Origin of the sequence: Micromonospora costi (genome assembly GCF_003626655.1) — a bacterium.
Lineage (GTDB): Bacteria > Actinomycetota > Actinomycetes > Mycobacteriales > Micromonosporaceae > Micromonospora > Micromonospora costi.
In genome coordinates this window covers 1121585-1148227 of record NZ_RBAN01000001.1, presented here as the reverse complement: position 1 = coordinate 1148227, position 26643 = coordinate 1121585, and the positions used below count along the sequence as shown (strand labels likewise).

The following is a 26643-nucleotide window of genomic DNA, read 5'->3' as shown; positions in this document are numbered from 1 at the left end:
GGCTCGGGGGGAGGAGTGCCGTGGACGCTGCGGACGTGCCGGTGGTCGTGGGGCTGGACAACGGCGGCACCAGCAACAACGCCACCGTCCTGACGCTGCACGGCCGGTTCCTGGTCGACGGGCTCGTGGAGATCCCGAGCGAGGTGCAGCGCGGGCCGGAGGCCGCCATCGAGGCGCTGGCCCGCGCTCTCGACGGGGTGCTCGCCCGCACCGGGGTGCGGCGCGAGCGGGTGCGGGCGGTCGGGCTGGACACGCCGGGCCCGGCCAGCGCCACCGGCGTCATCTCCTCGCGCGGGTCGACCAACTTCTCCCAGCCGGCCTGGCGGGGGTTCGACGTCCGGGGAGCGCTCGAACGGCGGCTCGGCCTGCCGGTGGTCTACCACAACGACGGCAACGCGGCGGCGCTCTACGCCCACCACGTCCACTTCGGATCCGAGGCCATGGCCCGGTCGTCGGTCGCGGCGATCGTCGGCACGGGTCTCGGCGGTGGCGTGGTGGAGAGCGGCCGGGTGGTGGCCGGGGCGGCCGGCATGGCGGGCGAGCTGGGCCACGTGCACATCCCGCTGGACGGGGTGCTCGCGCCCGATCAGCCCGCGCCGGTCTGCGGGTGCGGGTTCGCCGGTGACGCGGAGAGCGTCGCCTCGCTGACCGCCATCGAGCGGAGCCTGCTGCCCTACTGGCTCACCCGCTATCCGGGGCATCCGCTGGCCGGCGAGACCCCGGCGCGGGCGGCCCGGCTGGTCCGCGGGTACGGGGAGCGGGGCGACGCGCTGGCCCGCGCCGTGTTCGCCCAGCAGGCGGCGGCGATCGGGCGGCTCTTCACGATCGCCGCGAACTTCACCGACCCGCACGCGTACTTCGTGGGCGGGGGCGTGGTGGAGGCGGCGCCGGAGTTCCGTGACTGGTTCCTCGCCACCGTCCGGGAGAACACCACGCTGCGGGAGGAGCAGGCCGCGGTGGCCACCTTCGCCCTCGTCCCCGACCGGGACATGGCCGGTGCCCGCGGCGTGGCCATCGCGGCGTTGGAGGCCCTGCGCGCCGGGCCCGCGCCCCGGCCGGTGGTGGCCTGAGCGGTTCCCCGTCCGGCCGGCCACCGCCCACCGGTGGCCGGCCGGGACCCGGTGCCCAGCCACCGCCCACCGGCGGCCGGGCGCCAGGGGCGGTCAGCGGCGTGGTGGCGCCTGGGCGAACGCGGCCCAGGCGGCCGGCGCGAACAGCAGCGTGGGGCCGGCCGGGTCCTTCGAGTCGCGGACGGCCACCAGCTCGGGGACCAGCGCCACCTCGACGCAGGCGCCCTCGTCGCCGCTGCGGCTGCTCTTGCGCCAGCCGGCCGCGGCCAGCGCCGCGCTGATCGTCGGTGTCATCGGAGCTACCGTCCCTTCAGGAGTTGGAGGAGCTGGTCGCGGCTCGCCGCCGGGCTGAGCGCGACCGTCCGCAGGTGTTCCATGATCTTGCTGCAGGTGCGCAGGTCGCCGGGCCGGTCGAGGATCATCTGGCCGGCCACCGTCTCCACGGAGGCGATGATCGGGTCCTCCGGGTCGGCGAACTCCAGGATGTGCAGCGAGCCCCGGGTGCCCCGGTGGTAGCCGGCGGCCAGCGGGATCACCTGGACCGTGATGTTGGGCAGCTCGGCCATCTTGACGAGGTGCCGCAGCTGGCCCTCCATCACCGACCGGTCGCCGACCGGGCGCAGCAGCGCGCCCTCGTCGATGATGGCGTCGAGGATCGGCGGCTCGTCGGCGGTGAGCCGTTGCTGCCGGTCCAGCCGCACCTTCACCCGCTGCTCCACCTGCTCGTCGGTGAGCGTGTGCGGGCCGCCGCGCATGACCCCGCGGATGTAGTCGGCGGTCTGGAGCAGGCCGGGCACCACCGAAGGTTCGAAGTTGGCGATGCCGGTCGCCTCGGCCTCCAGCGCGATGAAGTCGATGGTCCGGCGGTCCAGCAGGTACGAGTAGGAGACCCACCAGCCGGGCTTGCGGGCGTCCTTGGCCAGCTGTACGGCGGCGGCGACGTCGTCGGGCGCGACCCCGTAGAGGGTGAGCAGGGCGCGCACGGTGGCCGGCTTCACCGGCGACTGGGCGTTCTCGTAGCGGGAGAGCGTGCTCCGGGTGCTGTTGATCTCGTCCGCCGCGGCCTCCAGGGTCAGGCCGGCGGCCTCCCGGTGGGTGCGCAGCGCGAGACCGAGGCGGCGGGCGCGGGCGGTCTTCGGGGCCATGCATCGATGGTCGCACACATTTCTGGGAATCGGTACATGAGAGAACGCCGATGAGAGTTGCATTCACGGCTGCACACCTGTCAATCTGTTACCGCGTCCTCACCGCCGGTTGTCGTGGCGACGGTGGCGGTGAGCGACCGGAGGGGATGGGGCGCGCGGCGATCGGGTTTCTCCCCCATACCCGATCGTCGCGTGCCGCACCGTTTCCACCCGTCGGAAGGGAGTCAGCGTGCGTACCGGTCCGCAAGCCCACGCCGACCACCCCGGGAGCCGGCGATGACCCGCTTCCTGGTGGTGCTCACCGACGTGCGCCCGTTCGAGGGGGGTGGCCGCAACGAGCGGACCAGCCCGGAACGGCGGCGGCAGGTGGTCGGCGCCAGCAGCCGGGAGGCGGCCGACCGGATCGCCGGCGCCTTCATGGCGCTCGGCATGGTGCGGGCCGGCCGGCAACGGGTGAAGGTGATCGCCGTCGGGCGGCGGCACGCGCGGGAGTGACCGCCGTCAGAGCAGCTTGCGGCGCTTGAGGTAGGCGACCAGGTCGTCGTAGACGCCGCCCTCGTTGGCGAACATCGCGACGTTGCGGGCGGTGGCCAGCCACGGTCGCGTCGACGGGCGGACCTCCGTCAGCGCCCGGTCCAGGTCGCGCTGCTCGATCATGCGGATCTCGCCGGTGCGCACCGAGTCGGCCATCGCGAACTCGGCGGCGGTCTCGCAGAGGTGGGCCAGGTCCGCCCCCGAGTAGTCCTCGGTGGCGGCCACCACCCGGCGCAGGTCGATGCCGGCGATGGGCCGTTCCCGCAGGTGGTACTCGAGGATGGCCGCGCGGGCCTCGGCGTCCGGGGGCAGCACCAGCACCACCCGGTCGAGCCGGCCGGGGCGGCGCAGCGCCGGGTCGACGTCCCACGGCGTGTTGGTGGCGGCCAGCACGAAGACGCCCTCGTTGCTGCCCTCCATGCCGTCCAGCTCGGCCAGCAGCTGGTTGCCGAGCGTCCGCATCGAACTGGAGCTGACCTGGGAACGCTTGTGCCCCAGCGCGTCGATCTCGTCGAGGAAGAACACGCACGGCGCGTTGCGGCGCGCCGCCTGGAACAGCTCGTGCAGGTTCCGCTCGGAGTTGCCCATCCACATGTCCAACACGTCCACGATGGACAGCGACACGAACTTCGCGCCCATCTCGCCGGCCACCGCCCGGGCGAGGAACGTCTTGCCGCAGCCGGGCGGCCCGTAGAGCATCAGGCCGCCACGCAGGCTCTTGCCGTACATCTTGCGCAACTGCGGATTGCGCAGCGGCCCGAGGAAGGCCAGCTCCAGCCGCTCCTTCACCGCCGACATTCCGCCCACGTCGGCCAGCCGGACCGTGGAGGTCTCCACGTCGTACGCCCGGTCGTGGTCACCGGCCACCGGCTCCGGCTCGTCGCCCGCCGGGGCGAAGCGCGGCGGCACCACGCCGGCCAGCTCCTGCTCGTAGGCGGCGAGCGGGTCGTCGCCGGCCGGTGCCGCGGTCGCCGGGCTGGAACCGGCCGCGGGCGTCGCGTCCGGCGCGGGCCGGGGCGGGGGTACGGGGGCGCCTAGCGCCCGCTGCATCAACGCCTGCGCCTGGTCGTTGCCCGGGTCGTGGGCGAGCGCCCGTCCGATGTGGGCGATCGCCTCGCCGCCGCGCCCGGCGTCCAGCAGGAGGGTGGCGAGGTGCAGCCGCAGCGGCAGGTCCTCCGGGCGCGCGTCGACCGCGGCGGACAGGCTGTCGATGAGGGCGTCGAAGCTCACAGCGCAGCAGCGTAGTGTGACGCGGCACGCGGGGCGGGACCCGCTCTGACCTGGCGCGCGAGTCCCGACGCGTGGTTACGCACCGTATGTGATCGTTGACCGTTTGCGGTGTCGTGCCGCCTCTCACCGGGTATCGCCCTCGACCCGCCGCCACGCACAGTAAGGTCAACCGGTGAGCGATCAGCGTGCGCCCCGACCGGAGAGGTGACCGGAGTGACCACCCCAGGCAAGACCCGCGTGGCCGTCGTCTTCGGCGGCCGCAGCCCGGAGCACGGCATCTCCGCCGTCAGCGCCGGCAGCGTGATCGGCGCGCTCGACCCGGACGAGTACGAGGTGGTGCCCGTCGGCATCACCCGTGCCGGGCAGTGGGTGCTCACCAGCGGCGACCCCGAGCGGCTCGCCATCCAGTCCCGGCAGCTCCCGGAGGTCACCGCGGAGTCCGGCGTCGACCTGGTGCTGCGCGCCGACCCGACCGGCAACGGCCTGATGGTGCTCGACCCGGCCGAGGGCCCGCGGGCGCTCGCCGACGTGGACGTGGTCTTCCCGGTGCTGCACGGCGCGTACGGCGAGGACGGCACGATCCAGGGGATGCTGGAGATGGCCGGCATCCCGTACGTCGGCGCGAACGTCTTCGCCTCGGCGGCCGCCATGGACAAGGAGTTCACGAAGAAGCTCTGCGCGGCCGAGGGCATCCCCGTGGGCCCGTACGCGGTGCTGCGCAACGGCGTGACCCTGAGCGAGGCGGACAAGGAACGGCTCGGCCTGCCCGTGTTCGTGAAGCCGTCCCGGGCCGGCTCGTCCTTCGGCGTCACCAAGGTCAGCGACTGGTCACAGCTGGACGCGGCGGTCGCCGCCGCCCGCCAGATCGACCCGAAGGTGCTCGTCGAGGGCGCGATCATCGGCCGCGAGATCGAGTGCGGCGTGCTGGAGGGCGAGGCCGGTGGCACGCCGGAGGCCTCGGTGCTCGCCGAGGTCCGGGTCGTCGCCGACCACGAGTTCTACGACTTCGAGGCGAAGTACCTAGACGACTCGTGCGAGTACGACATCCCGGCGAACCTGCCCGACCGGGTCACCCGGCAGGTCCAGGAGTACGCGGTGCGCGCCTTCATGGCACTGGACTGCGCCGGGCTGGCACGGGCCGACTTCTTCGTCACCCCGGAGCTGGACGTCTACCTCAACGAGGTCAACACCATGCCGGGCTTCACCCCGTCGTCGATGTTCCCGCGCATGTGGGCGGCCTCGGGCCTGGAGTACCCGAAGCTGGTCGACCGCCTGATCCAAACCGCCCTCGGACGGGGCGTCGGCCTGCACTGACGGGCGCCGGCCCGGCGCCGGACGGCTGCCGTGGCTCGATGCGCCGGGCGCGGACCCCGGCGGGGGACGGGCGGCCCGGGAAGGGCCACCCGTCGCCTCACGTAGCCACCGCCCGCAGCGGCGGTCGCGGTCAGGCCCGGCAGCCGGCGGGGATGTCGCCGCCGGAGGGCACCGAGGCCACGATGGTGTCGGAGATCGGTGACACCCACTGCAACGGCTGGTCGTACGTGCGCGGCACCCGCACCGTCACCGCGGTCTCCCGGTCGACGGTGGTGAGCACGGTGGCGTCGTCCTGCTCGACGGCGTACCAGCAGACCTTGTTGACCGTCCAGACGTCCGAGGTGGCCGGGAGGGCCGGCTCGGCGCCGCCGCACGCCACGGTGAGCGCCGGGTCCCCGTACGCGGCGTTCTGCTCGGCGCCCGCGGTCACCGGCCGCTGCCGCAGGTCACGGATGCTGTCGGGCATCTGGGACAGCAGGGCGCGGCAGAGCGTGGCCGGGCGGGTGGCCAGCGCCGGAGCGGCCATCTCCACGGGCGCGGTGGACTGCGCCCGGGTGGTGCTGGCCGACGGGCTCGGCGTGGGCGCCGGGTCGTCCGGGGAGAGCTGGGCGAAGGTGATCCCGGCCACCACGAGCGTGATGGGCAGCGCGACCAGCGTCGCGATCAGGGCGGCCCGCCGGTTGGACGGGTCGGCGCCCTGGCGGGCGTCGGGGGCCGCGTCGTCCGGACGCTCGTCGACCTCGGTAGTAGTGATCTTGTCCACTTACAGGCGCACCACCGAACACGTGAGGGTGCGGGTGATGCCGGGCACCATCTGCACCTTGCTGACGATGAGTTTGCCCAGCTCGTCGACGGTGTTCGCCTCGGTGAGGACGACCACGTCGTACGGGCCGGTGACGGCGTCGACGCGCACCACGCCGGCGAGGTCCGCGATGAGACCGGCCACGTCGCGCGCGCGGCCGACCTCGGTCTGGATGAGGATGTACGCCTGTACCACGACTCGGCCTCCCTCCGTCGCCGCATGAGCGGCCTGAAGGGTGAAACTACCGTACGGTGCAGGTCCGATCCCTATCGGTGGTCGAGGAGAAGCGGTGAGCGAGCACGGCGGGCCCGGGCGGCCGGAACGGAACGAGGGTGGCGGGGTGCGCGTCGCGGACGTCGGCGAGTTCGGCCTGATCGAGCGGGTGACGTCCCGGCTCACGTACGGGCCGGCCACCCTGCTGGGTCCCGGTGACGACGCGGCGGTGATCGCCGCACCGGACGCCCGGGTCGCGGCGTCGACCGACGTGCTGGTCGAGGGGCGGCACTTCCGCCGTGACTGGGGGAGCGCGCGGGACATCGGTCACCGGGCGGCGGCGGCCAACCTGGCCGACATCGCGGCCATGGGCGGCACCCCGACGGCCCTGCTGGTCGCCCTCTGCATGCCGCCGGAGCTGGAGCAGAGCTGGGCGGAGGAACTGGCCGACGGGCTGGCGGCCGAGGCGGCCACGGTGGGCGCGAGCGTGGTCGGCGGTGACATGTCGTCCAGTCCCACGCTCACGATCGCGGTGACCGCGCTCGGCGACCTCGGTGGCCGGCCGCCCGTGACGCGGTCCGGGGCGCGCCCCGGGGACGTGCTCGCCCTCGCCGGCCGAACCGGGTACGCGGCCGCCGGGCTGACCGTGCTCTCCCGCGGGTTCCGCACGCCCCGCCTGCTGGTCGAGGCGTACCGCCGCCCGGAGGTGCCGTACGCGGCGGGGCCGCAGGCCGCCGGCCTCGGGGCCACCTCGATGATCGACGTGTCGGACGGGCTCGTGGCCGACCTGGGCCACGTGGCGCGGGCCAGCGGCGTCGCGATCGACGTGCGGCGGGACGCCTTCGAGGTGCCCCCGCAGATGCGCGACGCCGCGCAGGCGCTCGGCGCCGACCCGTACGCCTGGATGCTCGGCGGCGGCGAGGACCACGCGCTGGCCGCCACGTTCCCGCCCGGGGTCGACCTGCCGCCGCCGTGGCGTCCGATCGGCCTTGTGGCGGCCGGGTCCGGTGTGACCGTGGACGGGAAGCCGTACACCGGGTCGGCGGGCTGGGACCACTTCCGGTAAGGGTCGTCGTCGGTCGTACCCTTTACCGGTGAGTGAGATCGAGATTCACGCCGTGCCGTTCGACGCGCCGGTGGCGCAGCGGCTGATCCGGGCGGCGCTCGCCGACCTGGGCGCCCGGTACGGCGGCAGCGGCGACGAGACGCCGGTCGACCCCGCCGAGTTCGTCCCGCCCGCCGGCGCGTTCCTCGTCGCCCACCTCGACGGTGTGCCGGTCGGCTGCGGCGGCTGGCGCTCCCACGGCGAGGGAGGCGACACGGCCGAGCTGAAGCGGATGTACACCGCGCCGGAGGCCCGGGGCCGCGGCGTGGCCCGTGCCGTGCTGGCGGCCGTGGAGGAGTCCGCCCGCGACCACGGACGCAAGCGGATGATCCTGGAGTGCGGCGACCGGCAGCCCGAGGCGATCGCCATGTACGGCTCGGCCGGGTACGAGCGGATCCCGAACTTCGGCTACTACAAGGACGAACCGGGCTGCATCTCGTTCGGCCGTACCCTCTGATCCGGCCGGCGGCCCGGCGGGCCCCGATGGGCGGGCCCCCGGTCGGCCGGCCCGGCCTGGCGGGCCCGCTCAGGCGGTGATGATCTTTATCTGCTCGGCGGCCTTGCCGGCCGCGGCGGTCGCCTCGGTCGCGTCGGGGCCCCAGACCAGCACGTACCCGCTGCGGGCCAGCGAGTTGGTGACCTCACCGACCGTGGCGCCCGGCGCGACGTCGAGCTGCACGTGCAGCACACCGGAGACGCGGCTCGCCGCCCGCACGCCGTCGATGCCCGTGACGGTGCCCGGCGGGGCCAGGAGGAACTCCACCGCCGCCCCGCCCGGCGCCCGGGTCGGCAGCACCGGCCGCTCGCCGCGCAGCGTCCGCAGGTACGCGTGGAGGAAACCGCACTCGTACGCGATCGAGATCAGCGCGGTGATCATGTCGCCGGGGAGCCGGGCGGCGCACTCGATCAGCGTCGGCCGCCCGTCGGCCACCATCCACTCACTGTGCAGCACCCCGGTGCCGAAGCCGGCCGCCCGCGCCAGCCGGGTGGCCGCGTCCAGCAGCGCCCGCCGGACCTCGTCGGGCAGCAGGGACGGGACGGTGTGCCCGGTCTCCACCGGGCGGCGGCCGGGCTGGACCCGCTTGTCGGTCACGTTGCCGAAGATGACCTCGCCGTCGGCGACCAGCAGCTCGACGCTGTGCTCCCGGCCGTCGAGCACCTGCTCCACGAGCACGGCGGTGGGCAGGCCGCGATCGCTCGTCTCCGGGGTGTCCGCCGGGGTGGCCGTCTCGGCCCAGTAGGCGACGACCTGCTCCGGATCGGTGAGGACCTGCACGCCCAGGCTGCCGGAGCGGCGGGTGGGCTTCAGCACGCACCGGCCGCCGTGCTCGCGGGCGAACGCCGCCGCCCGCGCCGGGTCGTCCACCAGCTCGAAGGCCGGGTTGGCGAGGCCGGCCTCGGCCGCCAGCAGCCGCATCCGGTGCTTGTCGGAGAAGACGTCGGCGGCGGCGATCCCGGCGCCGGGCAGGCCGAGCGCGTCGGCCAGCCGGGCGGCGCCGGCGACCGCGTACTCCATGCCGGGCATCACCAGCCGGGCGGCCCTGAGCCCGGGCTCGCGGGCCAGCAACGCCTCGGCGTCCAGGCCGGTCTGGTACTCCGCCGGCACGACGCGGGACAGGAAGGGGAGCTGCTCGACGAGGCGCTCGACGTCGCGGCGGCGGATCACGTCGGGTTCCTCGACGAGCACCACGCTGTCCGGCGGCAGGTCGTCGACGAACCAACGCAGCATGCCGTGCGAGGTCCCCATGATGATCAGGTGCTCCCGGCCCAGGTCCAGCCGCACGATCGCCCTCCCCACGCTCGCCGAGCCGCGCCCGCCAGTCGGCGCAGGGAGACCCTAACCGGACGTACGGGCATGGTCCACAGGGCGTCGCGTACCCGTCAGGGCCGGTGCCACGGAGACGACAAGAGCCGGCGGACCATCGGTCCGCCGGCTGTGCCGCTGATCAGTGTGGTCGGCTACCCGGTCAGGCGCGGGTGACCTTGCCGGCCTTGATGCACGAGGTGCAGACCTGCAACTTCTTGGTGGTGCCGCCACCGGCCGGGGTACGCACCGACTGGATGTTCGGGTTCCAGCGGCGGTTGGTCCGCCGGTGCGAGTGGGACACGTTGTGGCCGAAGCCCGGCCCCTTGCCACAGACGTCGCACACGCTAGCCACGGGATACTCCTGAGATTGAAACGTTCATGAGGTCGCCGGCGGCAGGCGCTGCCCGGGCAACCTGGTCAGGTTACCCGATGACCGGCCACCCCGCCCAACCGGGCCACGTGCCGGCGCCCGCCGGACACCCGGCCCCGCGCCGGAGGCGGAGCCGCGGGCCGAGGATAGCGGCCGGCGGGGACACGCCCGGCGACACCGGCGGCTGTCGGCGTACGCCAGTAGGCTTCTCGCCGTGCTGGACACCCTCGACGCCGCCGCGGTCCGCCGCTGGTGCGCGGACGGGCTGGCCGCGCTCAAGCGGCACCAGTCCGAGATCGACCAGCTCAACGTCTACCCGGTGCCCGACGGCGACACCGGCACCAACCTGGTGCTCACCCTGACCTCGGCCCAGCAGGCGCTCGGGATGGACCTGGACACCCTCCCCGACGGCGAGGCCACGCCGCACGGGCACGCGCTGCGGCTCATGGCCCGGGGGGCGCTGCTCGGCGCCCGGGGCAACTCCGGGGTGATCCTCTCGCAGATCCTGCGCGGCTTCGCCGACGCGGCGGGCGCGGTCCCCGTGGTGCGGGGGCGGGCGCTGGCCGCCGCCCTGCGCGACGCGACCGCCGCCGCCTACACGGCGGTCGCCCGACCGGTCGAGGGCACGCTGCTCACGGTCGTCGCCGCGGCGGCCGCCGGCGCCGAACGGGCGGACAGCGACGACCTGTGCGCCGTGGCGGGCGCGGCCGCCGGGGAGGCCGCGGCGGCCCTGACCCGCACGCCCGAGCAGCTCCCGGCGCTGGCCCGGGCCGGCGTGGTCGACGCCGGCGGCCGGGGGCTGTGCCTGCTGCTGGACGCCCTGGTCGAGGTGCTCACCGGGGAGCGCCCGGTGCGGGCGGCGCCCGTCGCACGGGCCGTGGCCCCGCCGGCCACCGCCGTCCGCGAGACCGGCTCCGAGCGGTACGCGTACGAGGTGCAGTTCCTCCTCGACGCCGGGCGTGACGCGGTCGACCGGATGCGTGGGGTGCTCGCCGACCTGGGTGACTCCCTGGTGATCGTCGGCGACGGCGCCGCCGAGGGCACCTGGAACGTGCACGTGCACGTCAACGACGTGGGCGCGGCCATCGAGGCGGGGGTGGACGCCGGCCGTCCGCACCGCATCACGGTGACCCGCTTCGCCGACCAGGTCCCGGCGCCGGCCGTGGACGGCCGGGCAGCCGTCGTGGTGGCGCCCGGCGCCGGGATCGCCGAGCTGTTCGGCGGCGAGGGCGCCACGGTGGTGCCGGGCAACCCGTCCACGGGCGAGCTGCTGGACGCCATCCGCGCGACCGGCGCGGCCCGGGTGGTGGTGCTGCCCAACGACCCGAACACGCAGGCCGTCGCGAGCGCCGCCGCCAAGGAGGCGCACCGGTTGGGCGTCAAGGTCAGCGTGGTGCCCACCCGCTCCCCGGTGCAGGCGCTCGCCGCCCTGGCGGTGCGCGACCCGGGCCGCCGCTTCGAGGACGACGTCATCGCGATGGCCGAGGCGGCCGGCGCCTGCCGCTACGCCGAGGTCTGCCACGCCAGCCGGGAGGCGCTCACCGTCGCCGGGCCGTGCCGGCGTGGCGACGTGCTCGCCCTCGTGGAGGGGGAGGTGCACCTCATCGGCGCCGATCTGGTCGACACCTGCGTCGCGGTGGTCGACCGGATGCTCGGCGGCGGCGGCGAGCTGGTCACCCTGATCTCCGGGGCGGACGCCCCGGCCGGCCTCGTCGACGCGGTCCGCACCCACGTCGGGCGGCGCTGGCCCTTCGTCGAGGTGCACGCGTACGCGGGTGGGCAGCCGCACTACCCGCTCCTGGTGGGGGTGGAATGAGCGAGCGGAGCGCCGGCACGGGTGAGCGGGCCACGGTGGACACTCCCCTGAAGAAGCTGGTCGGGGAGCGGACCGCCAAGGCGCTGGCCACGCACCTCGACCTGCACACCGCGGGTGACCTCGTCTACCACTTCCCCCGCCGCTACGACGAGCGCGGCGAGCACACCGACATCCGCTCGCTCGACGTCGGCGAGCAGGTGACAGTGCTGGCCCAGGTGCAGCGCACCGCGGTGCGGCCGATGCGGCAGCGCCGGGGCAACCTGCTCGAGGTGACGGTGGGCGACGGCTCCGGCGGGGTGCTCACGCTCACCTTCTTCGGCAACCAGGCCTGGCGCGAGCGGGAGCTCCGGCCGGGGCGGTGGGGTCTGTTCGCCGGCAAGGTCACCGAGTTCCGGGGCAAGCGCCAGCTCAACGGCCCGGAGTACGTCCTGCTCGGCGAGGGCGGCGACGGCGAGGCGGCGGCCAACGAGGAGATCGAGGAGTTCGCGGGGGCCCTCATCCCCGTCTACCCGGCCGCGGCGGCCGTGCCGACCTGGGTGATCGCCCGGTGCGTCCGGGTGGTGCTGGACACGCTCACCCCGCCGGAGGATCCGCTGCCGGCGACCGTACGCGCCAGCCGGAACCTGGTGGGGCTGGGCACCGCCCTGCGGGAGATCCACCGGCCGTCGAGCAAGGAGGAGCTCTACCGCGCCCGGCGCCGGCTCAAGTGGGACGAGGCGTTCGCGGTGCAGCTGACGCTGGTGCAGCGCAAGCACCGGGCGGCCGACTGGCCGGCGCGCCCCCGTCCGGGCCGGTCCGCGGGGCTGCTGGACGCCTTCGACGCGCGGCTGCCGTACGAGCTGACGTCCGGCCAACGCGACGTGGGCCGGGAGATCGCCGCGGACCTCGCCACCGCGCACCCGATGCACCGGCTGCTTCAGGGCGAGGTCGGCTCCGGCAAGACGGTGGTCGCGTTGCGCGCCATGCTCCAGGTGGTGGACGCGGGCGGGCAGGCGGCGCTGCTCGCGCCGACGGAGGTGCTCGCCGCGCAGCACCATCGGGGCATCCTCGACCTGCTCGGCCCGCTCGGGCGGGCCGGTGAGCTGGACTCGGCCGCGGACGCCACCCGGGTGGAGCTGGTCACCGGCTCGCTCGGCGCGGCCGCCCGGCGCCGGGCGCTCGCCGAGGTGGCGCAGGGCCGCGCCGGCATCGTGGTCGGCACCCACGCCCTGCTCTACGAGGGAGTCGACTTCGCCGACCTGGGTCTCGTGGTGGTCGACGAGCAGCACCGTTTCGGGGTGGAGCAGCGGGACGCGTTGCGGGCCAAGGCCGACCAGCCGCCGCACGTGCTGGTGATGACGGCCACCCCCATCCCGCGCACGGTGGCCATGACCGTCTACGGCGACCTGGAGACCTCCACCCTCTCCCAGCTGCCCCGGGGGCGGTCGCCGATCGCCTCGCACGTGGTGCCGGCCGCCGAGAAGCCCGCCTTCCTGGACCGGGCCTGGCGGCGGCTGCGGGAGGAGGTGGCAGCCGGGCACCAGGCGTACGTGGTGTGCCCCCGGATCGGCGACGGCCCGGCCAGCGAGGAGGAGGCCCCGCGGGAGGACGACTCCGGCCGGCGGCCCCCGCTCGCGGTGACCGAAGTGGCGCCGCTGCTCGCCGAGGGGCCGCTGCACGGGCTGCGGATCGGCGTGCTGCACGGCCGGTTGCCGGCCGACGAGAAGGACGCGGTGATGCGCTCGTTCGCGGGAGGGCAGCTCGACGTGCTGGTCGCCACCACGGTCGTCGAGGTCGGTGTGGACGTACCCAACGCCACCGTGATGATCGTGCTGGACGCGGACCGGTTCGGCGTCTCCCAGCTGCACCAGTTGCGCGGCCGGGTGGGCCGGGGTGCCGCGGCCGGGCTCTGCCTGCTCGTCACCGAGGCCCCGGAGGGCAGCCCCGCTCGGGAGCGGCTCGACGCGGTGGCGTCCACGACGGACGGTTTCAAGCTCGCCGAACTCGACCTGGAGCAGCGCCGCGAGGGCGACGTGCTCGGGGCCACCCAGTCCGGGCGCCGCTCCCACCTGCGCCTGCTGTCCCTGCTGCGCGACGCGGACCTGATCCGCGACGCCCGTGCCGAGGCGATCGCGCTCGTCGAGGAGGATCCGGACCTCACCGGTCACCCCGCCCTGGCCGCCTCGGTGGCCGCGCTGGTCGACGAGGAACGCGCGGAGTACCTGGAGAAGGGCTGAGGCCGGCGTTCCGCCGTTCGCGTTCCGTCGTGGTGAGCGTTCCCGGCGTCCGGCCGGAAAGACGACGAGGGCGCGCCGACCGTTCGGTCGACGCGCCCTCGCGGGTCGCTACTGCCGGATCAGGCGGTGAACCGCACCCGACGCCGGCGGGCCACGAAGAAGAGCACCGCGCCCAGGGCCAGCAGGGCCAGCGCGCCCGCGGCGATGCCGCCGGCCGCCACACCGGTCACCGGCAGGCCGGGCTCCTCGCCACCGGCGCCACCGCCGCCGCAGGTGCCCTCGGGGGCGTAGACGGCCTCCATCTCCATGTCCAGGTCGGGCAGCGTCACGAGCGCGGTGTCGTCCTTACCGGCCGTGAAGGTCACGGTCTCGGACTTGCCCGGCTGGACCGTACGGCTCTCGGTCTTGTCGCCGTAGGTGAACTCCACCTTGACCGGCAGGCCACCCTCGGGGTTGCTCGCCGTCAGGCTGAAGTTCTTGCAGTCGGCCTTGGTGGTGATCTCCGGCAGCGGGCAGTCCTCGGGGCGCTCCCACGAGTACGTGCCGCCCTCGATCACCTTGCCGTCGACCAGCACCTCGACCTTGCCGGCGTTCTCGGCGGGCACCACCGTGCTGTTGTCGGCCTTGCCGGCCTCGACGGTGACCTTCTTGGACCAGCCGTTCTCGCCCTTGACCTCGAACTCGACGGGGTACTTGCCGTCCTTGCCGTCGTTGCTCAGCGACACCGTGACCGTGCCGTCGCAGTTGGACGCGAAGGTCGACGCCGGGGTGGTGCAGCTCTTGTCGCCGCCGTTGTACCAGCCCTGCGGGCCGTTCGACCGGTTGCCCGGGGCGCCGGGGGAGCCGAGCTTCTTGTCGCCGTAGCGCGGGCCGCCCTCGGTGATCTCCTCGATGACCTCGTCCTTGCCGCCCCAGATCAGGTCCACCTGGGTGTGGCAGTTCGGGATCTCGACGTTCAGCTCGATTTCCTTCTTGTCACCGCTGATCGTGTCGGTGTCCGGCGTGCCGTAGACGTACTGCGGGGTGGCGAACTGCGGCCGCGGCGCGAAGTACGAGACCAGCGTGAACGGCTGCTCGCTGCCCTCGCAGAGCGGCAGGTCACCGTCGAGCTTGACGGTCGCGGTGCCCTTCGGCCCGTCGAAGGTGTGGCTGTAGCTCGCCTTGCTGGCGTCCACGCACTTCGGGGCCGGCGCGCACGGCCGGTCGACGGGCAGCGTGATGCTCCCGTCGTTGGTGGCCTCCTGGCCGTTCTTCTTCCAGAGGGCGTGCACGATGAGCTTGGCGCTCGCCGTGTCGCTGGGCACGCGCTGCACGGCACGGATCTTGCCGCCCTTGGGGATGACGGCGCCCTGGAGCGGCTTCGTCGAGTCCGACCGCAGGTTCACCGGGGTGTTCGGCTCGGCCGTCACGGTCTGCAGGGTCGCGGCCTTGTCGGTCTCGCTGTTCTCGACCGTCCAGGTGATGACCCGCTCGCCGGCGAGCTGGTCGCACGAGACCTTGGCGGTGATGGTGGTGTGGTGCGCGCTGGCGGGGCCGGCCACCGCGACGGCCCCGGTGAGGCCGAGCAGGGCGGCCCCCAGGACTGCCAGCGGCCGCCGCAGCGACAGCTTGGTACGGATCACGCGTACTCCCGGGGTGAAAGAAGCGTTCGGGGGTGTCGGCGTCGGGAGGATGGTCGGACGGTCGCTCACGAGCGCCGCGCGTCCGTTGCGAGCCTCCCCGTCGCCGCGGCCGGTCTTGCGTTCACCGGCACCGGCAGACCCTAGCGAGATAGTTGTCGTCGTTACAGCGCTCAGGATCCGCTAAGACTGATGTTATGAATGTGAGATCATTGATATACGTTCGGTGATCGACTAGTCGCGGTCGCGGCATCGACCGGGGCGGACGCGGGCACCGGCCGGTCGCGTAGCGTCGGGGCATGAGCAGGAGGACACGGTGACCCGGATCGTGGCCGGGACGCTCGGCGGGCGCCGGATCGCCGCGCCACCGGGCGCGGGCACCCGGCCCACCTCCGACCGCGTGCGGGAGGCGTTGTTCAGCGCCGTGCAGGCCGAGGTCGAGTTGTCCGGCGCCCGGTTCGCCGACCTGTACGCCGGTTCCGGCGCGGTCGGGCTGGAGGCGCTCTCCCGCGGCGCCGACCACGTGCTGCTGGTCGAGTCCGATCCGCGGGCGGCCCGGGTCATCCGGGAGAACATGGCGGCGCTCCGCGTCGCCCCCGCCGCCCGCCTGGTCACCGGCAGGGTCGCCACGGTGCTGGCCGGTGGGCCGGACGGCGGGCCGTACGACGTGGTCTTCGCCGACCCCCCGTACGCGCTGCCGGACGAGGAGATCACCGGCCTGCTGACCGCGCTCGTAGAGCACGACTGGCTGGCGCCGGACGCGCTCGTGGTGGTGGAACGGTCCAGCCGGGGTGACCCGCTCGCCTGGGTGCCAGGGGTCACCGGGGAGCGCAGTCGCCGTTACGGGGAGACCACCCTTTGGTACGGTCGCCGATCATGAGACGTGCGGTGTGTCCCGGTTCCTTCGATCCGGTCACCAACGGACACCTCGACATCATCGGCCGGGCCAGCCGGCTGTTCGACGAGGTGATCGTCGGCGTGCTGGTGAACCAGTCGAAGAGCGGCCTGTTCACGGTCGAGGAGCGGATCGACATGCTCCGTGAGGTGACCGCCTCGTACGACAACGTCCGGGTGGAGTCGTTCCGCGGGCTGCTCGTGGACTTCTGCCGCGCGCAGCACGCGAGCGTCCTGATCAAGGGTCTGCGGGCGGTCAGCGACTTCGACTACGAACTCCAGATGGCGCAGATGAACATCGGGCTCGCCGGGGTCGAGACGCTGTTCATGCCCACCAACCCGCTCTACTCGTTCCTCTCCTCCAGCCTGGTGAAGGACGTGGCGAAGTGGGGCGGCGACGTCTCGCCGCACGTACCCGACCGGGTGCGCACCGAACTCCAGGCCCGCCTGTCCCCACCCCCCCGCTCCTAAACCCCCACCCCCACTCCCACCCCCCTCGCGCGCTCCCTCCCCTCTCCCTCCCGCGATCTTGCAGTTTTGGCCCCTGGGTTGTCCTGGTACGGGCGATATGTCGGGGCGGAAAGTGCAAGATCGCGGGGGAGAGGGGGCTGTGCGACGCGCCGGGGGGACCGGGGGAGGGACCCGTGGCCGGGTGCACGCGATGATGGACGGAGCGGGAAACCGGCCGGAGCCCGCATCATGTAGGTCGGCCGACGAACGACAGGAGTGAGGTACCGGTGGACCCGCTCGATCGCATCGACGAACTGATCGCCATGGTGGAGACGGCGCGGTCCGTCCCGATGTCGCGTAACAACTGCATGCTCGACCGGGGCGAGGTGATCGCGGCCCTGGACGAGTTGCGCGCCGAACTCCCCGCCGACCTGCGCCGGGCCGCCGCCCTGCTCGAGGAGCGCGACAAGATCATGGAGGCCGGCAAGCGCGAGGCCGACCGGATCATCAGCGAGGGTGAGGCGGAACACGCCCGCCTCGTCTCGGTGAACGAGATCACGGTCTCCGCCGAGCACGAGGGCGCCCGGATCATCGCCGAGGCGCGGGCCGAGGCCCAGCGGCTGCGGGAGGAGGTCGACGACTACGTCGACACCGCCCTGGCCAACTTCGAGCAGTTCCTCACCCGGGCGCTCGCCTCGATAGAGCGCGGCCGCGACAAGATGCACGCGCTGCGCGAGATCGGGACCTTCGCCGGTGACGAGGCGGAACGCCCGCTACCCTTCTGAGCGGCACCAGCAGCCGACGCGCGGAGGCGGGGCGCGCGCCCCCGGTTCGACGGTCGGGCGGTCGTCCAGGTAACCTCGTTTGTCGGCCTCTCACCGGCCGGAGTCTGACTATGCCCAAACACTCGCCAAGCCCACTCAATCCCAGGTCGCCGCTGGTCCTCGACACGAGAGACCTGCCGCGTCGGCCTGGCGCGTTGCGTACGGTCAAGCGGGTCGTGCCGGCACCGGCGGACCTCGGCGTGGAGTTGATCGGCGTGCCGGAGGGTGCGGACCTCGACCTCGACCTGAGGCTGGAGTCGGTGTCCGAGGGCGTACTCGTCTCCGGGACCGTCAGCGGTCCCGTCCGGGGCGAGTGCAGCCGCTGCCTGCGCGAGATCAACGACTCGGTGGCCGTGCGGATCCAGGAGCTGTACGCGTACGAGAACAGCACCACGGACACCACGACCGACGAGGACGAGGTGGGCCGGATGCAGGGCGATCTGATCGACCTGGAGCCGGCACTGCGGGACGCGGTGGTGCTCACGCTGCCGACCAACCCGCTCTGCCGGGAGGACTGCCCAGGCCTGTGCCCCGAGTGTGGGGTGCACTGGGACGATCTGCCGGCCGACCACAGCCACCAGCAGATCGACCCGCGATGGGCGAGCCTGTCGCAACTGACCCGTAAAGAGGAGTAAGAACCGTGGCCGTCCCCAAGCGCAAGATGTCGCGCAGCAACACCCGGTCCCGCCGGGCGCAGTGGAAGACCGCGGCGGTCGCGACCGTGGCGTGCCCGCAGTGCAAGTCCCCGAAGCTGCCGCACGCCGCCTGCTCCGTCTGCGGCACGTACAACGGCCGTCAGGTCCTCGAGGTCTGACCTGGACGCCGAGTGACGCTCCCGACCCCTGGTCGGGCGGCGCGCGCACCCTGGCATTCGCCCGGTGCCCCGGCTCCCTCCGACGCCGGCCGGCCCGATCCGGCCGCCGTCCCGGTGGAGCCGGGCACCGCGCGGATCGCCGTTGACCTCCTCGGCGGGGACGACGCTCCCGCCGTCGTGGTTGACGGCGCTCTGCGGGCCCTGCGCGCCGATCCGGACCTGCACCTGCTGCTCGTCGGCCCCCCTGAGTTCGCCGACGCGCTGATCGGTGCCCTCGACCCGGTCCACCGGGCCCGGATCACGGTGCGGCCCGTGCGCGACGCGGTCGGCATGGCCGACCACCCGAGCGCCGCGCGTGCGGAGAGCACGGTCCGCGCCGCCGTGGCCGCCGTACGCGACGGCACCGCCGACGCCCTGCTCTCCGCCGGTTCGACCGGCGCCACGGTCACCGCCGCCGCGCTCGGTCTCGGCCGCTGGCCGCACGTCCGGCGACCGGCCCTCGTGGCCACCCTGCCGGCGGTCGCCGGCCCTGTGGTGCTGCTCGACGTCGGCGGCTCCCTGGAACCCCGTCCAGCCACCCTCGCCCGTCACGCCGTGCTCGGCGCCGCCTACGCGTCCGTGGCGCACGCCGTCGCCGCGCCCCGGGTGGGACTGCTCTCGGTGGGCGTCGAGGCGGGCAAGGGCGACCGGGTCCGCCGGGCCGCCGATCCGGTGCTCGCCGCCGAACCCCTGCCCTGCGGCGCCCGCTACGTCGGTCTCGTCGAGGGCTACGACGTCTCGCTCGGCGCGCGCGCCGACGTCGTGGTCACCGACGGGTTCACCGGTAACGTGCTGCTCAAGGCCGTCGAGGGTGCGTACGCGATGGCCGGCGGTCCCCCCGCCAGCGGCGGCGCCCCCCGCGGCGCGGCCCTGCTGGGCGTCGGCGGCACCGTGGTGGTCTGCCACGGCGCCGCCGGTGCCGACGACGTCGCCTCCGGCATCGCCCTCGCCGCCCACCTGTGGCGGCGCCGCGCCATCGACCAGGTCGTCGCGCTGCTCGCCGGTCACACGCCGGCGGGTCACGACCACACCATCGACACCGAGGTAACCACACCATGAGCAACGACAAGCGGCGGCGGGCCTCCGTCGGTCACCTCGAGGCCGCGTTCGGCGTGTCGCTCGACCCCGCGCTGCTGGAGCGCGCGCTGACACACCGCTCGTACGCGTACGAGAACGGTGGCCTGCCCACGAACGAGCGGCTCGAGTTCCTGGGTGACTCGGTCCTCGGCGTGGTGATCACCACGGCGCTCTTCCACAACCACCCGGACCTGCCCGAGGGGCAGCTCGCCAAGTTGCGGGCCAGCGTGGTCAACATGCGCGCCCTGGCCGACGTGGCGCGCGGGCTCGGCCCCGAGGGGCTCGGCGCGTACCTGCTGCTCGGCAAGGGCGAGGAGACCACCGGTGGCCGGGACAAGGCGAGCATCCTCGCCGACACGCTCGAGGCACTGCTCGGAGCGATCTACCTCCAGTACGGCCTGGACACCGCCTCCATCGTGATCCACCGGCTCTTCGACCCGCTGATGGCCGAGTCGGCCGGCCGGGGTGCCGCGCTGGACTGGAAGACCAGCCTCCAGGAGCTGACGGCGGCCCTCGGGCTCGGTGTGCCCGAGTACCGGATCGAGGGCACCGGCCCGGACCACCTGAAGACCTTCACGGCCTGGGTGGTGGTCGCCGGCAACCGGTACGGCGGCGCCGAGGGGCGGAGCAAGAAGGAGGCCGAGCAGCGGGCCGCGGAGGCGGCCTGGCGGACCCTCACCGAGCAGGCGGAGCAGAGCGCGCAGGGCGACGGCGGCGTCACCCCGGCCCAGGCCGCGGGCGCCACCGGCAACGGCACCGGCGCGAAGCACGCCGCGACCGCGAACCCGGCCGGCGCGCCGACCGCGAACCCGGCTGGCACGACCGCCACCGACCCGGCCGGCGGCGCCGTGGCGGGCGACGCCGGCGCCAGCGACGTGGGCTCGGCCCGTGCCTGAGCTGCCCGAGGTCGAGACCATCCGGCAGGGGCTCGCCCAGTGGGTGGTCGGCCGGCGGATCGACTCGGTCGAGGTACGGCACCCGCGTGCGGTGCGCCGGCACGCCCCCGGTGACGCGCACTTCGCCGACGTGCTGGCCGGCCGGACGGTGCTCGACGTGCGCCGCCGGGGCAAGTACCTGTGGCTGCCGCTGGACAGCGGCGACGCGGTGGTCGGGCACCTCGGCATGTCCGGCCAGCTGCTGATGCAACCGGCCGACGCGCCCGACGAGACGCACCTGCGGGTGCGGTTCCGGTTCGCCGACGACGGCCCGCAGCTGCGCTTCGTCGACCAGCGCACGTTCGGCGGTCTCGCGGTGAGCGAGGGCGGCGCGGAGTTGCCCGCGGAGATCGCCCACATCGCCCGGGACCCGATGGACCCCGAGTTCTCCGACGTGGCGTTCGTGGCCGCGCTGCGCCGCCGGCGTACCGAGGTCAAGCGGGCTCTGCTCGACCAGACGCTGATCTCCGGGGTCGGCAACATCTACGCCGACGAGGCGCTCTGGCGGGCCCGGCTGCACGGCGCACGGCCCACCGACACGCTCACCAGACCGGCGGCGCAGCGGCTGCTCGGGCACGTCCGGGACGTGCTCTCGGAGGCCATCCGGTCCGGCGGCACGAGCTTCGACGCCCTCTACGTCAACGTGAACGGGGAGAGCGGGTACTTCGAACGGTCCCTCAACGTCTACGGCCGCGAGGGCGAGCCGTGCCGGCGGTGCGGCGCGCCGATCCGTCGCGAGCCGTTCATGAACCGGTCGTCGTACAGCTGCCCGCGCTGCCAGCCCCGGCCCCGGGGGTCGCTTCGGGGATGACCCCGAGCCGCGTCGGGGGTGGACCCGGCGCGTCGGGCCCGGACGCTCCGGTACGGACCCGGGTGAGCCATCCGTTCGGCGGAGTGCCGGTGCCCGTCCGGCCGTCCGGGTCGGACGGCGCGGTTCCGGGGCGGTCCGGGGAGGCTCCCCGATGTCGCCGCCACGTCGCGTCCCTAACGTCAGCACCGTTGACACGGGCTTGACGGAGACGGGGGAACCGGCAATGGGGGCCAGACCGGTGACGGTGCGGTTGGCGCGCTGGAGCGCCGAGCATCCGTGGCGCGCCATCGCGCTGTGGGTGGTGTTCGTGGCGGTGTGCTTCGTGGGGGGCACCGCCGCCGGCCTCAACGAGGCCACCGACTCTGACCAGGCGATCGGTGAGTCCGGTCGGGCCGGGCTGATCGCGGACGCCGGCGACTTCCACGACCCGGCGGTCGAGAACGTCCTCATCACCGCGCGGTCCGGCAGCCTGGACCAGGCCGCCGCGAAGGCGGCGGCCGACGACGCCGCGGACCGGCTGCGCGGCGTGACGGGGGTCGCCGCGGTAGGGCAGCCGGTGCCGGCGCGGGACGGGTCGGCGCTGCTGCTGCCCATCACCATGTCCGGTGACCCGGAGACGGCGGCGGACCGCGTGCAGCCGCTGCGCGACGCCACCGCCGGCGTGCAGGACGCCCACCCGCAGCTACGGGTGGAGCAGGTCGGCGGACCGTCGATCAACAAGGCGCTGGACGACACCCTCGGCGGGGACTTCAAGCGCGCCGAGCTGCTGAGCCTGCCCGTCACCCTCGCCATCCTGATCATCGCCTTCGGCGCCCTGATCGCAGCCGGCGTGCCGGTGCTGCTCGCGCTCTCCTCGGTGGCCGCCGCCATGGGGCTCTCGACCCTCGCGTCCCACCTGGTGCCGGCCACCGACGTCACGGCCAGCGTCATCCTGCTCATCGGCATGGCCGTCGGCGTGGACTACTCGCTGTTCTACGTGCGCCGGGAACGGGAGGAACGGGCGAAGGGCCGCTCCGGGCTGGACGCCGTGGAGATCGCCGCGGAGACGTCCGGCCACGCCGTGGTGGTCTCCGGGTTCGCCGTGATCATCTCGATGGCCGGGCTGCTCCTCGCCAACGACGCCGTCTTCTCGTCCCTCGCCGTGGGCTCGATCCTCGTGGTGGCGGTCGCCGTGACCGGCTCGCTGACCGTCCTGCCCGCCGTGCTGGCCAAGCTCGGTCGCTGGGTCGACCGGCCCCGCGTGCCGGTGCTGTGGCGGTTGACCGCGCCGCGTACCGGCCGGCACGGCCAGCCGGCGTCACCGCGGCTGTGGCCCGCGCTGCTGCGCCCCGCGCTGCGGGCACCGGTGCCCACGCTGGTGATCGCGGTCGGCCTGCTGCTGGCCCTCGCCGCGCCCGCGCTCGGCATGAAGCTGAAGTTCCCCGGCATGGAGGATCTGCCCCGCAGCACCCCGGCCATGCAGGCGTACGACCGGCTGACCGCGGCCTTCCCGAGCAACGGCACGAGCCACCTGGTGGCGGTGCAGGCGCCGGCCGCCGAGGCGGAGCGGGTCCGCGCCGCGCTGACCGACCTTGCCGGCCGCGCCGGTGGCGACCCGCTCTTCGCCCCGGTGGAGGCGGACGGCCCGAAGATCCGGGTGTCGGACGACCGGCGGGTGACCGTGCTGGACGTCGCCACGCCGTACGCCAGCCGGGACGACAGGGCCGTCGACTCCCTGCACAAGCTGCGCGACGAGCTGGTGCCGGCGGAGCTGCGCGGGATACCCGGCGTCGAGTACGCGGTGGGCGGCGGCGTCGCGGCCAGCGAGGACTACGCGAAGCACGTCTGGGAGAAGCTGCCGATCGTGATGGGCTTCGTGCTCCTGCTCACCTTCCTGGTGATGGCGTTCACGTTCCGCTCGGTGGTGGTGGCGGTCAGCTCGATCGTGCTGAACCTGCTCTCCGCCGGCGCCTCGTACGGCCTCCTGGTGCTCGTCTTCCAGGGTGGCTGGGCGGACGACCTGCTGAACTTCACCTCGATGGACGCGATCGTGTCCTGGCTGCCGCTCTTCCTGTTCGTGGTGCTGTTCGGCCTGTCGATGGACTACCACGTGTTCGTGGTCAGCCGGATCCGCGAGGGCATCCGTGCCGGGATGTCGAACCGCGAGGCGGTCGCGTACGGCATCACGTCCTCGGCCGGCGTGGTGAGCAGCGCGGCGCTCGTCATGGTCGGCGTCTTCTCGATCTTCGCGACGCTGAGCACCATCGACATGAAGCAGCTCGGTATCGGCCTCGCGGCGGCGATCCTGCTCGACGCCACCATCATCCGGGCCGTGGTCCTGCCGTCTCTCATGACCCTGCTCGGCGACGCGAACTGGTGGGCGCCCCGCTTCCTGCGCGGCCGTCCCGCCGCGACGCGGATCGACCCGCCGGAGCCCGAGCGGGAGCTGGTCGGCGTCCGCTGAGCCGTCGGTCCGGGCCGGTCCGCACGCCGCGTGCGGGCCGGCCCGACCCGCGCTCACGACGCCGGGCCCGCCGGGGTGCGGTAATCCGCCGGCAGCCGGCAGCCGGCAGCCGGCAGCCGGCAGCCGCCGGTCGGGCCGCGTCGGGGGCGGTCCCGACCGACGCGGCCGGCGTCCGGCGTGCCGGCGAGGATTGACGGGACGCGCGGCGGGGCATGTGCCCGACCATGGACGAGCAGCGCACCCGGAGGCCCGGGCCGAGGGCCGCTTGCTGGAGGATCTCGCCACGCCGCTCAGCGCCGAGGCGGCCGGGGTTCCGGCACCGCGCGGCCCCAACACCGCGGCGCCCGCCCCGGGAGTGGCCGCCGGCTGACCGCCCGGCGTCCAGCGCGCCGCCCCCGCCCCGACCTCCGGCGGGGGCGGCGCCCTGTCCGGGGTACGCGGGCGCCGGCTCAGAGCAGCGGGCAGGTCTCCCGCCAGGCGTCGAGGGTGCGCTGCTTGCGGGCGGACGCGAAGCCGTAACCGACCGTGGTGACGCAGAAGTCGGCGGTCGAGCCCGTGTACTCGACGTGGAAGACCGGCTTGCCGGCGTCCACGAACGGCAGCAGCTTCGCGCACTGGCCCAGCCGGACGCACTCCTCGTTGACCGCGAAGTCGAAGTCGGGCGCGAGCGCGGCGACCTGCGGCACGTCGTTCATCAGCCCCGGTGAGAGGCTCAGCGACCGGGCGAGCCGGGCCAGCCGCCGGTTGAAGAGCAGCTGGTCGTCGAAGCTCACGGGGAAGCCCGACCGGTGCAGGTACGCGTCCGCGTCGGCCAGCGCCACCGCGCCGAAACCCTTGCCGCGGCAGAGCCGGAACCGGTCGGCCAGCGCCGGCTCCAGCGCGTCCCAGCGCCGTACGTCCAGCCAGCGGCTCTGCGGACGCCGACCCGCCGCGCCGAGGACGCCGGCCGGGAAACGGCTCGCGTCGGGGTCGTCCGGCACCACCGATCCGACGTACACCTGGCAGACCAGGCGCCGGTCCCGGGCACGCAGGACCGAGGTCTCCGCCGTGGTGGTGCGCACCGGGTCGAGCAGGAACACGTCCGCGTCCACGTCGGTGTCGAGTCGCCCGGTGACCTGCCACTGCCACTGCCAGTGGCGGGCCGACGCGGGCGGCCACGGGGTCGGGGCCCCGGGCGCGGTCACGTCCACCCGGCAGCCGTACGCCGGGACGAGCAGGACCAGCACGGCGCCGGCGGCCAGCGCGCGGCGCAGCCGGACGGCGCGTGGCCGCAGCCGGATCCGCATCGGCAGCTCCCGGGTCCCGGACGGCGCCCCGCCGCCCGCACCGGCACGCCGCCCCCACGCCGGCGTGCCTCACCCGTGAAACGAGCGCGGACCGGCCGACGACTCGCCGGGTCAGCGCGGCGTGGCGAAGTCCTGGGTCCAGTACGGCCCGTTGCTGCTCGCGATCCCCACACCGATCTCGGTGAACGCGCAGTTCAGGATGTTGGCGCGGTGCCCGGAGCTGTTCATCCAGGCGTCCATGACGGCGGCCGGGGTCTTCTGGTTCCAGGCCACGTTCTCGCCGTAGGTACGCCACTCGTACCCGACCCGCTCGATCCGGTCGCCGGGGTCGCTGCCGTCACTGCCGTCGTGCGACATGTTCTGGTGATCGGCCTGGTCCTGGCTGTGCCGCTGGGCCGCGGTCATCAGCTTGTCGTCAATGCTCACCGGGTTGCAGCCGGCCTTGGCCCGCTCGGCGTTGACCAGGTCGACCACCTCGCGCGCCTGTGCGCTCACGCCGGAGGTGGTTGCGCTGGGCGCCTTGGTCGTGCCGCCGGTGGTCGGCGCGGCGCTGCGCTCGGTGCGCCGCGACGGCGCGGTGGTTCGCGACGGCGCCGGGGTGGGCCGGGTCGTCCGGGTCGCGGACGGGCTGGGCCGGACAGTGCTCGGAGAGGCGGTGGGGGAGGGGGCGGTCAGCGCCTCGGCCGGCGACTCGTCGGTGGGAACCGCCGGCGCGGCCGCGACGGTGTCGTCGACCGCGCTCGGGTCGCCGGGCGCACCGTCGTCGCCGGGCATGGCGAGCGCCCCGACGCCGAGGCTCACCACGAGGGTGGCCGCCGCGGCAGCGCCCCCGATGACCAGCGGCCGGGGGATCCGGCGCCGGGACCGGTGCCGTCCCTCGGCGCCGCCCTGCCCGGCGGCCTCGGCGCGCTGCCCGTACGGCTCACCCGGCCGTCCGGCGTCACGGGAGGGCACCGGGTACATCGGCGCGGTGGCGTCGACGGCGTGCAGCGCGCCCGTGGCCGCCTCGTCGTCCCACCCGCCGTGCCGCGGCCCGTACGCCGGGCTCCCCCCGGTGTACGGGCCGGCCCAGCCGCCGGCCGAACTGCCGGCCTCGCCGGCCCAGCCGCCGCCGGTCGACTCGCCGGCCCAGCCGCCGCCGGTCGACTCGCCGGCCCAGCCGCCGCCGGCCTCGCCGGCCCGGCCGCCCTCGGACGGCCAGGACGTGCCCGCACCGTCGTCGGGACGTGCCGTGGGCCGGTCCGCCGGCCACCCGCCGGAACCATACGGGTGGCCGGCGGACCGGGGACGGGCCTCCTCGTCGGCCCAGCCACCGGTGGGGAGGTCCCGGTGGTGGCCGCCGGTCGGCTGCCCGTCGCGTGGTGCCGGCTCGTCATGCCGGCCGGTCAGGTCGTCGTGCCACGCCTCCGCCGCCGGGTCGGGCCGCCCCGTGTCGGTCGACCGGTCGGCGTGCCGTTCGTCCGCGTCGTGACGCCACACGCCGGTCGGCTGGTCGCGCCACGTGTCGGCGGGCTCGTCGGGGTCGTCGCCGAACAGGTAGGCCGACCGCGGTGCCGGACGGTCGGTCAGCCAGGCCGGTTCGCCGGTCGGTTGCTCCGGGCGCCGGGTCGCGCCGTCCGGGTCGTTCGGGTCGGTCCAGCCGTACACGCCTCAGCCTCCAGGGGGTCGGTTGCGGGCCGGCAAGACGCTACGGGCGCGCCGCGACCTGCGGCAACGTGGCTAAGAAAGAGTTAAGGGGAAGTCGGACGCTCGGGTGCGGACTTCCCGTCAACGCGGGCGTAGAGTTAGGGGGTCCGGACAGAGCGTGTCCGTGCCTCCTGGCAGCCCCC

The 26643-nt window shown here is 74.3% G+C and carries 26 protein-coding genes; 16 read left to right on the top strand and 10 right to left on the bottom strand.

The window, feature by feature from the left end; translation table 11 throughout:
• Positions 1–20 precede the first annotated feature (20 nt).
• Positions 21–1070 (top strand): ROK family protein, encoded by a 1050-nt coding sequence (locus D7193_RS05165; RefSeq protein WP_120778172.1) that lies wholly within the window; start codon positions 21–23, stop codon positions 1068–1070.
• A 93-nt stretch (positions 1071–1163) separates the two neighbouring features.
• Here D7193_RS05165 and D7193_RS05160 read toward each other — a convergent pair whose 3' ends face one another.
• A complete protein-coding gene (locus D7193_RS05160) occupies positions 1164–1364 on the bottom strand; it encodes a DUF397 domain-containing protein (RefSeq protein WP_120778171.1) in 201 nt (66 codons plus the stop codon).
• A gap of 5 nt (positions 1365–1369) precedes the next feature.
• Positions 1370–2215 (bottom strand): helix-turn-helix domain-containing protein, encoded by an 846-nt coding sequence (locus D7193_RS05155; protein WP_120778170.1) that lies wholly within the window; start codon positions 2213–2215, stop codon positions 1370–1372.
• A gap of 276 nt (positions 2216–2491) precedes the next feature.
• Between D7193_RS05155 and D7193_RS05150 the strand changes: the two genes are divergently transcribed.
• Positions 2492–2710: a hypothetical protein gene (locus tag D7193_RS05150; protein WP_120778169.1), complete on the top strand. Its 219-nt coding sequence runs from the start codon at positions 2492–2494 to the stop codon at positions 2708–2710.
• Between the two features lie 6 nt (positions 2711–2716).
• Here D7193_RS05150 and D7193_RS05145 read toward each other — a convergent pair whose 3' ends face one another.
• On the bottom strand, positions 2717–3979 hold the full coding sequence (locus D7193_RS05145; protein ID WP_120778168.1) for an ATP-binding protein: 1263 nt from the start codon (positions 3977–3979) through the stop codon (positions 2717–2719).
• Positions 3980–4192: 213 nt separating this feature from the next.
• Between D7193_RS05145 and D7193_RS05140 the strand changes: the two genes are divergently transcribed.
• On the top strand, positions 4193–5293 hold the full coding sequence (locus D7193_RS05140; protein WP_120778167.1) for a D-alanine--D-alanine ligase family protein: 1101 nt from the start codon (positions 4193–4195) through the stop codon (positions 5291–5293).
• Between the two features lie 130 nt (positions 5294–5423).
• On the opposite strand, the gene D7193_RS05135 is transcribed toward D7193_RS05140, so the two are convergent.
• Positions 5424–6056, bottom strand: coding sequence for a DUF3515 family protein (locus D7193_RS05135; RefSeq protein ID WP_120778166.1), 633 nt, complete (start codon positions 6054–6056; stop codon positions 5424–5426).
• Positions 6057–6290 (bottom strand): Lrp/AsnC ligand binding domain-containing protein, encoded by a 234-nt coding sequence (locus D7193_RS05130; RefSeq protein WP_013284547.1) that lies wholly within the window; start codon positions 6288–6290, stop codon positions 6057–6059. It abuts the gene before it with no gap.
• A gap of 145 nt (positions 6291–6435) precedes the next feature.
• Between D7193_RS05130 and D7193_RS05125 the strand changes: the two genes are divergently transcribed.
• Together D7193_RS05125 and D7193_RS05120 are read left to right on the top strand one after the other, a co-directional pair.
• Entirely contained in the window at positions 6436–7374 is a 939-nt protein-coding gene (locus D7193_RS05125; RefSeq protein ID WP_120779273.1) for a thiamine-phosphate kinase, read from the top strand.
• Positions 7375–7402: 28 nt separating this feature from the next.
• The gene (locus tag D7193_RS05120; protein WP_120778165.1) at positions 7403–7870 is read left to right on the top strand and encodes a GNAT family N-acetyltransferase; all 468 of its coding nucleotides are present in this window, start codon (positions 7403–7405) and stop codon (positions 7868–7870) included.
• A gap of 69 nt (positions 7871–7939) precedes the next feature.
• On the opposite strand, the gene D7193_RS05115 is transcribed toward D7193_RS05120, so the two are convergent.
• Together D7193_RS05115 and rpmB are read right to left on the bottom strand one after the other, a co-directional pair.
• Positions 7940–9196 carry an ATP-grasp domain-containing protein gene (locus D7193_RS05115; RefSeq protein WP_120778164.1) on the bottom strand — a complete coding sequence of 419 codons (1257 nt, stop codon included), beginning with the start codon at positions 9194–9196 and terminating at the stop codon, positions 7940–7942.
• A gap of 184 nt (positions 9197–9380) precedes the next feature.
• A complete protein-coding gene (gene rpmB, locus D7193_RS05110; protein ID WP_013284551.1) occupies positions 9381–9572 on the bottom strand; it encodes a 50S ribosomal protein L28 in 192 nt (63 codons plus the stop codon).
• A 232-nt stretch (positions 9573–9804) separates the two neighbouring features.
• Between rpmB and D7193_RS05105 the strand changes: the two genes are divergently transcribed.
• Both D7193_RS05105 and recG read left to right on the top strand, forming a co-directional pair.
• Entirely contained in the window at positions 9805–11406 is a 1602-nt protein-coding gene (locus D7193_RS05105; protein WP_120778163.1) for a DAK2 domain-containing protein, read from the top strand.
• A complete protein-coding gene (recG, locus tag D7193_RS05100; RefSeq protein WP_120778162.1) occupies positions 11403–13622 on the top strand; it encodes an ATP-dependent DNA helicase RecG in 2220 nt (739 codons plus the stop codon). Before D7193_RS05105 ends, recG begins: the two co-directional genes overlap by 4 nt.
• 119 nt (positions 13623–13741) lie before the next feature.
• Here the strand turns inward: recG and D7193_RS05095 are convergent, their stop codons facing one another.
• Positions 13742–15244, bottom strand: coding sequence for a cell wall anchor protein (locus tag D7193_RS05095; RefSeq protein ID WP_120778161.1), 1503 nt, complete (start codon positions 15242–15244; stop codon positions 13742–13744).
• Between the two features lie 313 nt (positions 15245–15557).
• Between D7193_RS05095 and rsmD the strand changes: the two genes are divergently transcribed.
• The 9 genes from rsmD to D7193_RS05050 all read left to right on the top strand — a co-directional run bounded on the left by rsmD (position 15558) and on the right by D7193_RS05050 (position 23528).
• The gene (rsmD, locus tag D7193_RS05090) at positions 15558–16121 is read left to right on the top strand and encodes a 16S rRNA (guanine(966)-N(2))-methyltransferase RsmD (protein WP_120778160.1); all 564 of its coding nucleotides are present in this window, start codon (positions 15558–15560) and stop codon (positions 16119–16121) included.
• A complete protein-coding gene (gene coaD / locus D7193_RS05085; RefSeq protein ID WP_120778159.1) occupies positions 16118–16606 on the top strand; it encodes a pantetheine-phosphate adenylyltransferase in 489 nt (162 codons plus the stop codon). Before rsmD ends, coaD begins: the two co-directional genes overlap by 4 nt.
• A 266-nt stretch (positions 16607–16872) precedes the next feature.
• On the top strand, positions 16873–17370 hold the full coding sequence (locus D7193_RS05080; RefSeq protein WP_120778158.1) for an SPFH domain-containing protein: 498 nt from the start codon (positions 16873–16875) through the stop codon (positions 17368–17370).
• 110 nt (positions 17371–17480) lie between these two features.
• Complete coding sequence (locus D7193_RS05075) at positions 17481–18044, top strand: YceD family protein (RefSeq protein ID WP_120778157.1); 564 nt, start codon at positions 17481–17483, stop codon at positions 18042–18044.
• Between the two features lie 5 nt (positions 18045–18049).
• Entirely contained in the window at positions 18050–18223 is a 174-nt protein-coding gene (gene rpmF / locus D7193_RS05070) for a 50S ribosomal protein L32 (RefSeq protein ID WP_076470490.1), read from the top strand.
• Between the two features lie 114 nt (positions 18224–18337).
• The gene (locus D7193_RS05065) at positions 18338–19321 is read left to right on the top strand and encodes a phosphate acyltransferase (protein ID WP_120778156.1); all 984 of its coding nucleotides are present in this window, start codon (positions 18338–18340) and stop codon (positions 19319–19321) included.
• Positions 19318–20235 (top strand): ribonuclease III, encoded by a 918-nt coding sequence (gene rnc / locus D7193_RS05060; protein WP_120778155.1) that lies wholly within the window; start codon positions 19318–19320, stop codon positions 20233–20235. Before D7193_RS05065 ends, rnc begins: the two co-directional genes overlap by 4 nt.
• Positions 20228–21085, top strand: coding sequence for a bifunctional DNA-formamidopyrimidine glycosylase/DNA-(apurinic or apyrimidinic site) lyase (gene mutM, locus D7193_RS05055; protein ID WP_120778154.1), 858 nt, complete (start codon positions 20228–20230; stop codon positions 21083–21085). Before rnc ends, mutM begins: the two co-directional genes overlap by 8 nt.
• A gap of 223 nt (positions 21086–21308) precedes the next feature.
• Positions 21309–23528 carry an MMPL family transporter gene (locus D7193_RS05050; RefSeq protein ID WP_120778153.1) on the top strand — a complete coding sequence of 740 codons (2220 nt, stop codon included), beginning with the start codon at positions 21309–21311 and terminating at the stop codon, positions 23526–23528.
• Between the two features lie 449 nt (positions 23529–23977).
• Here D7193_RS05050 and D7193_RS05045 read toward each other — a convergent pair whose 3' ends face one another.
• Both D7193_RS05045 and D7193_RS05035 read right to left on the bottom strand, forming a co-directional pair.
• Positions 23978–24814: an endo alpha-1,4 polygalactosaminidase gene (locus tag D7193_RS05045; RefSeq protein ID WP_120778152.1), complete on the bottom strand. Its 837-nt coding sequence runs from the start codon at positions 24812–24814 to the stop codon at positions 23978–23980.
• Positions 24815–24925: 111 nt separating this feature from the next.
• The gene (locus tag D7193_RS05035; RefSeq protein ID WP_120778150.1) at positions 24926–26461 is read right to left on the bottom strand and encodes a CAP domain-containing protein; all 1536 of its coding nucleotides are present in this window, start codon (positions 26459–26461) and stop codon (positions 24926–24928) included.
• Positions 26462–26643 lie beyond the last annotated feature (182 nt).

Coding starts and splice junctions, on each gene's coding strand:
- D7193_RS05050 (WP_120778153.1), top strand. CDS start 21,309: ATGGGGGCCAGACCGGTGACGGTGCGGTTGGCGCGCTGGAGCGCCGAG.
- coaD (WP_120778159.1), top strand. CDS start 16,118: ATGAGACGTGCGGTGTGTCCCGGTTCCTTCGATCCGGTCACCAACGGA.
- D7193_RS05075 (WP_120778157.1), top strand. CDS start 17,481: ATGCCCAAACACTCGCCAAGCCCACTCAATCCCAGGTCGCCGCTGGTC.
- D7193_RS05150 (WP_120778169.1), top strand. CDS start 2,492: ATGACCCGCTTCCTGGTGGTGCTCACCGACGTGCGCCCGTTCGAGGGG.
- D7193_RS05160 (WP_120778171.1), bottom strand. CDS start 1,364: ATGACACCGACGATCAGCGCGGCGCTGGCCGCGGCCGGCTGGCGCAAG.
- rnc (WP_120778155.1), top strand. CDS start 19,318: ATGAGCAACGACAAGCGGCGGCGGGCCTCCGTCGGTCACCTCGAGGCC.
- recG (WP_120778162.1), top strand. CDS start 11,403: ATGAGCGAGCGGAGCGCCGGCACGGGTGAGCGGGCCACGGTGGACACT.
- D7193_RS05155 (WP_120778170.1), bottom strand. CDS start 2,215: ATGGCCCCGAAGACCGCCCGCGCCCGCCGCCTCGGTCTCGCGCTGCGC.
- D7193_RS05045 (WP_120778152.1), bottom strand. CDS start 24,814: ATGCGGATCCGGCTGCGGCCACGCGCCGTCCGGCTGCGCCGCGCGCTG.